Origin of the sequence: Variovorax sp. IB41 (assembly GCF_016405905.1) — a bacterium.
Classification (GTDB): Bacteria; Pseudomonadota; Gammaproteobacteria; order Burkholderiales; family Burkholderiaceae_C; genus Variovorax.
The window spans coordinates 800,719-813,423 of the sequence record NZ_JAEFCB010000001.1 but is presented as its reverse complement, the minus strand read 5'-3'; the positions used below and the strand labels follow the sequence as shown (position 1 = coordinate 813,423).

Sequence of the window (12,705 nt, the reverse complement as noted above, 5' to 3'; positions counted from 1 at the left end):
ATGGCAGTCAGGGCTCGACGAGCGCAGTCACATCAAGTCGCTCGGAGCGACAGTGCTAGCCTGGCTCCGTTGCGAAGGATGCTGCGCGCTTGCCCGCGTCGATCTGCGCCTGGAGCCATCCGACTACACGACCTTTCGCGCCGGCCTTCCATGTCTCGCCGGTCTCAGGATTCTTGTATGTTGTGCCGGTTTCGACCTCGCGCGGCGGCCGCGGTGCGGCGCCTGAACGCTTGGCCGTTGACGTGTCGTAGGGCGCCAATGCCTTGATACCTTCGGAGATCGAGAATCCTCCGGCCTGGAGCTTCTTCGCATATGCGTCAGCGAGAACCTTGATTTCCTCACCGCGCTTGGCTTGGAGCGCGGTCTCGAGTTCTACGCGCTCGGCATCCATGTCCTTGATGCGCTGTTGGATTTCCGCGTAACTCATATTTCTTGCATCTGGCATCAGGTAGATCTCTTTTGACAAGGTAGGCGAAAAAAACTCGCAGTCAGGATAACCATTCTTGCTGGTGGATCCTGAATCGCCAAATCGGTTCACGGAGACGCTTCAGGCAGCAGCGGCATCAATCTCGTGATCGACTGCGTCGGTAGCTGAGTAGCCTCGAGATTCACCAAAGCGACGGATGAACTGACGACCACATCGCGCCTGGCGCTTCCGGCTGCCAGAGCTTGCGGAGGGTGGGTGCACCCAATGCTTGCCGTTCGGTGTAGCTATGGATAGCGACATACACGTCGCCAACAAATTCTCACAATTTAGAACTTATCGGTAAGTAGTCCACCGACCCCGCACGCCCAGTGCGTTGGTTGTCAGCCTTCGCAAGTGGACTCTCGATTCATCTGTGGACGCTCATGAAGAAGCCGCAGCCATCGGCGAAGGGGTTCTCCCGCGCATTTGCAATCGGCCTTGCGGCACTGGTCTGCACGCTGGCCGGGCCCTCGGCTTTGGCACAGATCGTCCCACCGGCAGTGCTCCGGCAAAACGACACTGTGCAACGCCAGCTCGAAGATCGTCTGCGCGAAGAACAGGATCGGGCCCGCAATGCCGTGCCGGCACGTCCGGGCACCGAGTTGGAGGTCGAAGCGCCGCGCATCACCGTGCCTGATCTCGGCGGCTGCCGCGACATCCAGCGCATTGCGATCGACGGTGCGACGCAATTGCCCGCCACTCTGCGCCAGCAGATCGACACCGACTACGCCGGACAGTGTCTCGACTCGAAGAAGCTGGAGAACATCCTCGCCCTCATCACCAAGAGCTACATCGACCAGGGTCTCATCACCAGCCGTGCGTACCTGCCGGCGCAAGACCTGCGCACAGGGACGCTGACGATCCGAGTGGTGGAAGGCCGCATCGAGAAATACGAACTGGACGCCACGCGTCCCGGCGGCGTTTCGCTGTCTGGCGCCTTTCCGGCGGCGCTTGGCGACCTCCTGAACCTTCGCGATCTCGAACAGGGCACCGATCAACTCAACCGCCTCGCATCGAACAGCGCCACGCTCGACATCCGTCCCGGCCAGCAGCCCGGCGAAAGCATCGTCGTCGTGCGCAACCCCTCGCGATCGCCGGCGCGCCTGTTCCTTTCGGCTGACAACCTGGGCACGCCCGCCACGGGCCGCGACAGCCTGACCGGCACGTTGAGCCTGGGCAGCCTGCTCGGCCTGAACGAACTCATTGCGATCACGCAGCGTAACTCGGTGCCACATGACGCGGACCACCGCTCCAAGGCCACGGCGCTGTTGTTTTCGGTGCCATGGGGATACTGGAACTTCGGCGCTGACCTGAGTCGCACCAGCTACGGCAACCGCATCACGCAAGCCAGCGGCAACACCCTGCTCGCCGAGGGCCGAACCGACACGATCGGCCTGACCGTTGACCGGGTGCTGTTCCGCAATGCCGGCAGCCGCCTCAATGCGAGCGCGCGCATCGGCACACAGGACACGACCAGCTACGTCGGCGGCGAGTTGCTCGGTGTCGCCAGCCGCAAGCTCGCCATCTCGGACGTGAGCGTGAGCGGCTTCGTCGCGCTGGGCGGCGGCGTGCTGAACGGGCGACTGGCCTGGGCGCATGGCCTCAAGGGGCTGGGCGCGTTGCACGACCCGGCGGACCTGGCGCGCGACCAGCCGCATGCGCAATTCGACAAGCTCAATGTCGAGCTGGGTTTCGACCGCCGCTTCAAGCTGGCCGAGACGACATTCGCCTGGTCCAGCCAGTTCAGCGCCCAGAAGGCCTTCGACACGCTCTACGGCTCGCAGCAGTTCCTCATCGGCGGCCCGGGCAGCGTGCGCGGCTCGCTCGTAAACACGCTCAGCGGCGACAACGGCTTGCTATGGCGCAACGAACTCGCGCTGCCCTTTTCGCAGCAGGTCGGCGGTGTGCCGGTGGTTGGGCGCGGCTACATCGGCCTGGACGCCGGGCGCGTGAGCAATCGCGCGGCGGGCGTGCCCTCGGGCTCGATGTCCGGCGCAACGGTCGGCGTGTCGGTGCAGGCCGCGGGCGCCAGTGTGGACCTGTTCGTGTCACGTGCGATCCGCCTGCCCACCGGTATGCGCCGCGAGTCCACGCAGGTCGGCCTGCGTCTTTCCTATTCCCTCTGAGGTGCTGCCATGAACCACATCTATCGCGTCGTCTGGAATGCCAGTCTGGGCCTCTGGACCGCCGTGTGCGAGACCGCCCGCGGCAGGGGAAAGAGCGCGAGCGCCGCGATGCTGAGCGCCGCCGCCGCCCTTGTACTGCCGACACTCGTCCACGCACAGGCGCAGCCTTCGGCGGTGCCCGCGGGCGGCGCATTGCGCGCCTTCCTCGCGCCCAACGGTGCGACCGTGGTCAACATCAACGCGGCCAATGCGGCCGGGCTTTCGCACAACCGCTACCAGTCCTTCAACGTCAACGCCGCCGGTCTGGTGCTCAACAATGGCAACGCCGCGCAGGCCGCCTGGGCCTCGGTGCTCGCCAACGCACAGGTGGCGGCCAACCCGAACCTCGGCGCGGCGGCGCGCATCATCCTGAACGAGGTGACCTCGAACAACCGCAGCACGCTCGCTGGCTTCACCGAGGTGCTCGGCGGCCGGGCCGACGTGGTGCTCGCCAACCCCTACGGCATCACCTGCTCGGGCTGCGGCTTCCTGAACACCGACCGCGTCACGCTCACCACAGGCCTGCCGACGCTCAATGCGGACGGCAGCCTGCGCGGGTTCTCGGTCCAGCAGGGCGACATCCTGGTGAACGGCAGCGGGCTCAACGCGACGGCCCAGCAGATCCTTGACCTGGTGGCGCGCACGGTGCGCATCGACGGCGCGGTGCGCACCGGCGACCTGGGCATCACGACCGGCACGAACAACTGGGACTACGCGAGCCGGACCGTCACCGGCAACGCGGGCGCGGTCGGCGTGGCCGGCAGCTATGCCATTGACAGCACCGCGCTCGGCGGCATGTACGCCAACCGCATCCGCATCAGTGCCACCGAGGCCGGCGTCGGCGTGCGCATGCTGGGCGAAGCGGCAGCCACGATCGACGACTTCACGCTCACAGCGGCGGGCCGCATCGAACTGGTGAATCGCATCTCGGCGCAGCGCGACATCGCGATCGCCGCCGCCGGGCCGGCTGCATCGACCATCGCGCTGTCGGGCGCGAGTCTCACGGCCAGCCGCGACATCGCGGTCGCGGCCGGGCAAGGGGCCATTGCCATCGACGGCAGCCAGCTCGTCGCTGGCCAGGACCTGCGCATTGCCACCGCCGCGGCCGACGCCAGCGTCCTCGCGCTCTCCCTCACTGACAGCCGTCTCAGCGCGACGCGCGATGCGACTGTCTCCGGCGGAGCCGGCCACGCGCTGCTCACACGAAGCAGCATCCAGGCAGGCAACAATGTCGATGCGGGCGCGGGCACCGTCGCGCTGGGCGATGGCGTGGTGCTGCAGTCCGGCAACACGCTGACCGCGCGCGCGACGGCGGGCGACCTGGGCCTGGGCACGGCTGCCATCGTGGCCGCCAACGGCATCCGGCTCGACAGTGCCGGCGCCACGCAGATCGCGGCCAGCAGCAATGGCGGTGTGCAAAGCACCGGTGGCGACATCACCATCAACGCTGGCCTGGGCCTGGACAACGCGGGCATCGTCACGGCCGACGCGGGCAGCCTTGCGGTGCGTGCCGGCATCGCCATCAACAACACCGGCACGTTCAATGCCGGCCGTAACCTGTCACTCGCAGACGCCGCGGGCGGCGCGAGCCAGACCGTCGACAACGCCGGCCTCATGCTCGCCGTCCAGGCGCTGAACGTGCAAGCCCGGGCGCTCACCAACAGCAACGTGATGCAGTCCGGTGGCACGCAGACCCTGGCGGTCGCCGGCCTCCTTGACAACAGCGCCAAGGTCATCGGGGGCGCTGGCCTCGCCATCCAGGCAGGCAGCATCGACAACAGCGGCTACCTGCAGGCTTCGGCGGGCGACAACAGCGTCGCCGCGACGGACGTGACGAACCGCGGCACGGGCGCCATCTATGCCGTGGCCGGGTCGCTGGACATGACGCTGGCCGGCACGCTCGACAACAGCGGCTATGTGGGCGCCGCGCAGACCACACGTGTCCAGGCCGACAACATTGCCAACCGCGCGGGCGCCGACATCGGCAGCGGCCATGGCGCGGTGATCCTCACCACCGCCAGTACGCTCGACAACGCAGGCACCGTGCTGGCCGAGGCGGGCAGCGCCACGCTCACGGCCGGCGGGCTCTTGACCAACAGCGGCAACCTCGCCGCGAAGGGGGCGCTGACGGTGCAGGCCGGCGGCCTGACCAATGCCGCCACCGGCTACGTGCTCAGCGACAGCGGCGCCGTCACCCTCGGCTCGACTGGCGCGCTCACCAACGACGGCGAGATCGTTGCCACCAACGGAGCGGTGCGCCTCGATGCGACCGGCGCATTGACCAACAACAACTTCGTCACGGCCGCGCTGGATCTGGGCGCGCAGGCGGGCAGCATCGCCAACACGGCGAGCGGCAACCTGGTCAGCACCGGCGGCAACGTGGCGCTGGGCAGCACCGGCATGCTCGCCAACGACGGCGTGATCGCGGCGCGCGTGGGTCAGCTATCGCTCGATGCGGGCGACGAACTCATCAACAACGGCGACCTTGCGGCACAGAAGGACCTGGGTGCGCGGGCGCGCGCCCTTACCAACCGGGGCAATATCGTGAGCGACCAGGGCGCCGTAGCGCTCGCATCGCGAGACACGCTCTACAACAACGGAACCGTCGCGGCCAACACGGGCAATGTCACGCTGCGCGGCCAGAACACCGTGCAGAACGAAGGCACGGTCAGCGCGGCGCAAGACCTCGTCATCGCGGGGGATGGTGCCGGGGCCGGCGCAGGCGCGGCGATCCAGTTGCTCAACACCGGCGCCGGCAGCCTGCTGGCCGGTGGCCGCATGACGATCGCCAGCAACAGCGTGACCAACGCCAGCAAGGCCTGGATCCAGGCCACCGACGGCAGCACGGTGACGGGCAACTTCGTGGACAACGCGGGCACGTGGCTGCTGTCGACGCAGGCAGGCACGAGCGACGACGCACTGGCCATCGGCGCGAACACAAACAACAGCGGCACGCTGCAAAGCGGGCGCAGCCTCGGCATGAGCGGCAACCTCACGAACAGCGGCACGGTCTCTGCCGTCGGCAACCTGAGCGTCAACGCGCCTGCGGGCGCGATCGACAACCAGGCCGGCGCCGCGATCCAGGCCGGCCAGGCACTGAGCCTTGCAAGCAGCGCCACCTTGAAGAACGGCGCCGGCGCCTTGCTCGCCGGCAACAGCGTGGCACTGAGCTCCAGCGGGACGGCCTTCGAGCCCAACGGCCTGGACAACCAGGGCACCGTCAACGCACGGGACGGCGGCGTCACGCTGCGCGTGAACGGCACGATCGCCAACAGCGGCACCATCTACGGCAAGCAGCTGGTCGACATTGCCGACCGCGCGGGCGGCGGCAGCGAATCGCTGAACAACGCCGGCGCCATCTACAGCGACAACACCATGACGCTACAGGGCACGGCGCTGGGCAACGCGGCCGGCGCACGCATCGAGTCGGCCAGAGGCACGACGATCACTGGCACGAGCCTGCAGAACGATGGCGTGTGGCTGCTCGGCTCCAAGGACGCGAGCTCGTACTCCTACGTCACGCTCACCGGCGCGCTCACGAACACGCGCGACATCCAGACCGTGGGCCATGCCGCCTTCGGAGTAGGCACGATCGACAACGCACAGCGCGTGGGCGACCCCGGTGGCAACGCCACGATCGTCGCGGGCGGCAATCTGACCATCAGCGCCCACGACGACACCGGCGCGGCGGACAGCTTCGTCAACGCCGGCACGATGCAGGCTGGCGGCACACTGAAAGCCTATTCGCTTGCCGGCATGCGCAACAGCGGCGCCGGCAGCCTCATGCTGGGCGACCGGCTCGATCTCGAGTCGCGCAGCACGCTGGTCAACGAAGGAACGATCCAGAACGGCAGCTCCGCGCTGGGCAGCGTGTTCGCGTCCTCGAACGTCACCAACACGGGCACGATCACTTTCGGCACCACGTCTTCCGGCTACACGGAACTTTCGGGCGCGCGCATCGACAACAGCGGCACGCTGCAATCGGCAGGCGACCTGGGACTGCGTGTCGGCGCCGCCGGCGTGCACGGCAATGGCAGCATCGTGAGCGAGGGCGACCTGTCGATCATCACCCGCGTTGGTGGCGACTATTTCGACTTCACGCCCGAAGGCAAGCTCTACGCTGGGGGCACCTTCAAGCTCGTGGGCGCGAACCTTGCGCTCGGCGATGGCGAGCAACTGGCCGCCAACGCGATGGACTTCAGCCTGCACAGCCTCACGCTCGGCAAGGGCGCCGTGCTGCAGACCCGCGGCGCAATGGGCATCAGCACCGAGACACTGACGCAGGCCGACAGCACGAGCCGCATCATGGCCTCGATGGGCAGCCTGGACACCGGGGCGGTGACCAACAGCGGCCTCTCCGTGACCGGCCCGGGCGGCTTCAGCAACATCGGGCTGATCTTCTCGGCCAGCAATTTCAGCCTGCGCGGCACCTCGCTCACCAACACCGCCACCGGCGGCGTCGCGGCGCTGGGTGACCTGATCGTCAACGCCACTGAAGGCAACCTGCTGAACCGGGGCGCGCTGTACGCGGGCGGCACGCTCTACGGCTATGCCGCAGCGGGCACCATCACCAACGCGGCCACGGCGACCCAGTACCTGGGCACGATGGACGCGGGCGCCGGCATCGCGTTGAGCGCCAAGACCATCGTCAACAACAGCACCATCAGCACGCCGGGCACCGTGAGCCTTGCGGCCACGACGATCCGCAACGAGGTGCTGGGCGGCGATACGCGGCAAGCCAATGTGACCTTTGGCCAGGAGACGGTGTTCAGCAACGCGCCGCTCGTCTACCAGACCGGGTGGACGTCCTCGCCGGGTTATGCGACGACGCCCGGCATCAAGGCGCAGATCACCGCCGGCGCGATCGTGGCGAAGTTCAACAAGTTCTACAACCTTGGCGCGGTGCTCTCGGCCAACGACGTGAGCCTGACGGGCCAGGGCGCTGCCGCGGCATTCACCAACGACGCGCTCGCGCTGCCCACGAGTTCGGGCGGCATAAGCTACTACTACCAGTCGAACGGGCAGTGGTTCTCCGGCTGCCAGTCGCTTTGCGCCTTCCCGGCGGTGAGCAAGGCCTGGGCCACCAAGGAGGAGGCCATGCTCAACGGCCGGCTCCTGCCGGCCGTCGCGCCGAGCGGCGTCGCGGTGGGGGGCGGCGTCTACGCCGGCACGCTCACGGGCAGCGGCTTCGAACTCATCAACAACGGCCTGAGCACGCCCGCGCCGACAGCGCAGAACCTGAAGGCGATGACGGCCGGCCCGGCGAATGCCGTGAACACCAGGCAGGCACCGACGACGACCGCGGTGGCCGCGGGCTCCGGCTCGTCCACATCGGTGAGCGGCGGCACGGTGACCACCGGCAACGCCGCCGCCCCCACCGGCGGCGCCGGCACCGCCAGCGGCCGTGCCACCACCTCCGCCGCCGTGGCTACCGGCGGCACCGCCACCATCCGGCCGGTGACCGCCGGCACGCTGGCTGCCAACGCGGCCAACGGCGTTTCGGGCACTTCCTTCGGCGGCATCCGCATCACGCTGCCGACCAACCCGAACGGCTTCTTCGTGATCGCGCGGGAACCCGACGCACGCTACCTCGTGCAGAGCAATCCGCTGTTCCAGGTCGCGCCCACGACGCCGGGCTCCGACTACCTCGCGGGTCTGCTCGGCTTCAGCCCTGACCAGACGGTGCTGCGCCTGGGCGATGCGAGCTACGAGGCTTTCCTGGTCAAGCAGCAGCTGATCGCTCGCACTGGCGAAGACGTGCTGGACGGCTACCAGAACGCCGGGGCGCAGATGCAGGGCCTGATGGACAGCGCCGCGCAGCAGAGCACCGAGCTGAAGCTCACCTACGGCGTGGCCCTCACGCCGGAACAACAGGCATCGCTCAAGCAGGACATGGTGTGGATGGTGGCCACCGAGATCGGCGGCAAGGTCGTGCTCGCGCCCGTGGTGTACCTGTCGGCCGCGACGAAGAACAGCGTGGTGCAGGGCACCGTGATCTCGGTGAAGGACGCCAACCTGAACCTCACAGCGCTCACCAACACCGGCGGCACCATCGTTGCGTCCAACACGCTGAAGGTGGTCGCGGTGGGCGACATCAAGAACGTCTCGGGCACCATCAAAGCCACCAACGTGGCACTGGCCTCGACGGCAGGCAACATCGTCAACCGCACCACGGCGGTGACCAGCGGCAATGCGAAGAACAGCAGCACACAGATCGGCAAGACCGCGACCATCGAGGCCACCGATTCGCTGGTGCTGAGCGCCAAGCGCGACATTCTGGTGACAGGCGCCAAGGTTTCGGCCGGCGGCGACGCGGTGCTGGCGGCCGGCGGCAACATCGCCTTCGACACCCTCCAGGACAAGAGCAGCAACACCACGGTCAAGCGCTCGTCGAGCCTTTTCGGCTCGAGCACCAAGGCCACCACCGTCACCACCGTCAGGCAGGTCGGCTCGCAGCTGGAGGTGGGCGGCGATCTTGCGATGGCCGCGGGCCGCGACATCACGATCGCCGGGAGTCAGACGAAGGTGGCGGGCGATGCTGTGCTGCAGGCGGGCAACAACGTCAACATCGTCTCGCGCGACAACACCACCACCACCGACATCAGCAGGAAGCGCTCGGGCATCGGCGTTGGGGGCGCTGCCTTCGGCGTGCAGAAGACGACCATCAACAAGAACTCGGCGCGCAACAACGGCGGCAGCGTGGAAGTGGGCGGCGACGGCGCGGTGGTGGCCGGCCGTGACGTGACGCTGCAAGGCTCGGTGCTGGCGATCGCCAAGGACGGCTACGTCGCCGGCACCAACGTGAACGTGCTGGCTGGGACCAACAGCGATACCTCGCACCGGCGCGACGTGACCACCGGCATCGGCAAGATCGTCGGCTCCAACCAGGCCAGGGGCAACGTCGGCGGGCCCTCGACCAACACCAGCACCGATGCCGGCACGGTGACCACCGCGGGCGCAGGCAAAGGCGCCGCGCAGGCCAACGCAGGAGCGGGCGCCGGTGGCGGCGCCAATGCCTCGGCCGGCGTGGCGGCGGTCTCGCACGAGATCAAGGTGACAGACACCAGCCAGACGCGCAACCTCGCCTCGGTGATCCACTTCGGCGGCAACGGGCAGATCGACGCCAGCGGCACGGTGACGCTCAAGGGATCCAACGTGGCGTCGGACGGCAACCTCGTCGTCAACGCGAACCGGCTCGATGTGCTGGCCGGGCAGGACACCAAGAGCTCGCACACCAACGTCAACACCAGCAACGTCGGGCTCATGAGCAGCACCAGCAACCAGGGCTCGGGCGGCGCCACGGCGAACTCCTCGGCATCGGGCCAGGGCATGCCGGGCGGCAACGCGAGCACAGGCGCCAACCTGGGCGCATCGAGCGACAACCGCGTGAGCTACATGGAGCAGTCCATCGTCGACACGAAGACGCGCGACGTCGTGCATGTCGGCTCGAACCTCACGGCGGGCAAGGGCCTGCAGGCCAACGTCAACGACACGATGACGGTAGAGGGTTCGCGCGTCGCATCCGGCGGCGACATGGTGCTGAAGGCCGGGAACATCATCACCCGGGCGGCCGAGGACGTGCACGAGACCCAGGTGGACAGCATGCAGACCGCCAGCGGTTTCTATGCGAGTGCCGGCGGCAGCGCCGACACGCAGACCAGCGCGGCGACCGGCGCCGGCACGGCCGTGGGGTCCACGGCGGCCGCGGGCGTGCATGGCGAGGTCGGCTCGTACACCAACATCACGCTGTCGAACAGCGCGACGACGGACACCAAGGCCAGCGTGTCGAAGATCGAAGCGGGCGGCAATTTGACGCGCACCGCGCGCGACACCATCGCCGACGTCGGCACCGACATCGTGGTGAAGGGCAACCTGGACCAGTCGGCAGACAGGATCGTGAGCAGTGCCGCCCGGGACACGCACAGCAGCAGTGCCAGCAGCACGACATTCGAGACGAAGACGGGCTTCTACGGCGAATCGAGTGCGAACGCGCAGGCCCAGGGCCGCGCCGAACACAGGGGTCAGGCCACGACCACGCTGGACCCCGAGGCGAACGCGCCGGCCAAGCCGACAGTGACGCCGGGCACGACCGTCCCCAGCACGGGGGCAGGAACCGCCGCACCTGCTGGGACGGCCGCTACGGCAGGAACCGGCGCGGTGACGACCGCTGCCACCGGCGCCGGCGCCACCACGGCCGCGGCTGCACCTGCCGCCGCGCCGGCGGCGCCCAGCGCTTCGCCGTCGGACACCGGCTCCGCAAACCAGGTGAGCAAGGGCAATTCCGGTCTGGGCGCGGGCGCCATGGCCGGCGCCGGCATCACGATGACGCTCGATGTGGCCACGACGAGCAATGCTTCATCGAGCAGCACTGCACGCCAAGGCACCATCCAGGTCGGCGGCAGCGTCAACAGCAGGTCGAACAACGAGACCGTGTTCGAAGGCACCAGGATCCAGGCGGGCAAGGGCGTGAACATCGAGGCGGGCTCGCTCGACTTCAAGGCGGCGGGCAACACCACCCGCGATGACAGCATGGCCGCCGGCGTCGGCGGCGCGGTCAGCGTCGACCTAGTGAACTCGACCGGCACCGTGAGCGGCTACGGCAACTACAGCCAGGCGGGCTCCCGGACCAACACGGCGGTGGCCGGCAGCATCACGGCGGGCACGGGCGGCGTCAATATCGTGACGCGCAACGACACCCGCCTGGAAGGCACGAAGATCGCGGCCGCGGGCCCGATCGACATCGCCGCAGGCGGGGCACTGAAGATCGATGCCGCGCGCGACACCTTCGAGGCCGGCACGCGATCCGCAGGCGCCACCGCGTCCGCGACCGCTGGCGCCGACCAGGTCAGCGCCAGCGCCAGCCTCGACTACGGGCAGTCGAACACCTCGGGCCGGCGCGACCAGGTCGCCACCATTGCCAGCGGCCAAGGCGTCACGCTCAAGTCCGGCGGCAACACCACGCTGGCCGGCACCCAGGTGACCGCGGGCGGTGACATCAAGGTTGCGGCCGGTGGCAATCTGGACATCCAGGCCGCAAGCGGCAAGACCGACAGCAGCGCGGTGCAGGTGTCGGTAGCGGCCACGGTCGGAGGCGGCGCTCAAGGCGTCGGCGGTGGCGCGTCGGCCTCGGGCGGCGTGGAGATGTCCAGGAGCGACACCGCCACCGGCGCCACGTTCGACAGCAAGGGCGGCAAGGTCGGCTTCAGTTCGGGCGGGGACACCACAATGACGGGCACGCAGGCCAGCGGCGTTGCACCGACATCGGTGGAAGCCGGCGGAAACGTCGTCATCAAGGATGCGGTCAGCACGACCAAGGGCTTTGCCTTCGGAGCGCAGTTCGCCGCCGCGGGAGCGAGCGAGGACACGGAGAAGAAGGGCACGCGGCCGAAGACCGACGGCGGCACGGCGGCACCGGCAACCCCGCCGGCGACCACGCCAACAGCCACACCGGCTACACCGAATACGCCGGCCACACAGACCACATCGACCACACCGGCACCGGCGCCCAAGCCTGCCGCTACCGCCTCGGTTCCCCCCGCGTCTGGCACGCCGCCTGCGCCTGCGCCAGCGGCCGCGGCGCCACCCGCCGCCGCCGGCACCCCCGCGCCCGCGCCAGGGACCGAGAAAACCATCACCAACCAGCAGCTCAGCGGCGGCAACGGTTCCGGCACCTTCAACGTCGACGTGCAGAACGACAAGAGCAAGCAGCAGACAAATCTCGGCGCGATGACGATCGTCTCGAACACGAAAAGCGGCGTGCCGACAGTGACTGCCCAGGTGCCGCTGCCCAGTCAACTGCCCAAGGGAACACGTGTCACGGCCACCACGTCCGACGGCAAGCCGCTGCCTTCGTGGCTCAGTTTCGACGCGAAGACCGGCAAGGTCACGGGTACGCCGCCCGCTGGCTTCAAGGGCGACATTCAGGTGGTCGTGAACGTGCCGCAGGCGAATGGATCGGTCGCGCATACGCCGTTGACGATGTCGGTCAAGTAGAGACGCGGGGCGCCGGGCAAGCGTCGATGCACCGCCTCCGTGTGCGGCGGTGTCATCGGCGCGAGCGTGCCTCACGGATCA

At 68.3% G+C, this 12,705-nt stretch carries 3 protein-coding genes; 2 read left to right on the top strand and 1 reads right to left on the bottom strand.

Annotated features, from left to right (window positions below; translation table 11 throughout):
• Positions 1–55 precede the first annotated feature (55 nt).
• Entirely contained in the window at positions 56–538 is a 483-nt protein-coding gene (locus JC881_RS03800; protein WP_198784342.1) for an H-NS histone family protein, read from the bottom strand.
• 311 nt (positions 539–849) lie between these two features.
• Between JC881_RS03800 and JC881_RS03795 the strand changes: the two genes are divergently transcribed.
• On the top strand, positions 850–2,592 hold the full coding sequence (locus JC881_RS03795) for a ShlB/FhaC/HecB family hemolysin secretion/activation protein (protein WP_198784341.1): 1,743 nt from the start codon (positions 850–852) through the stop codon (positions 2,590–2,592).
• A gap of 9 nt (positions 2,593–2,601) precedes the next feature.
• Entirely contained in the window at positions 2,602–12,624 is a 10,023-nt protein-coding gene (locus JC881_RS03790) for a two-partner secretion domain-containing protein (RefSeq protein WP_198784340.1), read from the top strand.
• The last annotated feature ends 81 nt before the right edge of the window (positions 12,625–12,705 follow it).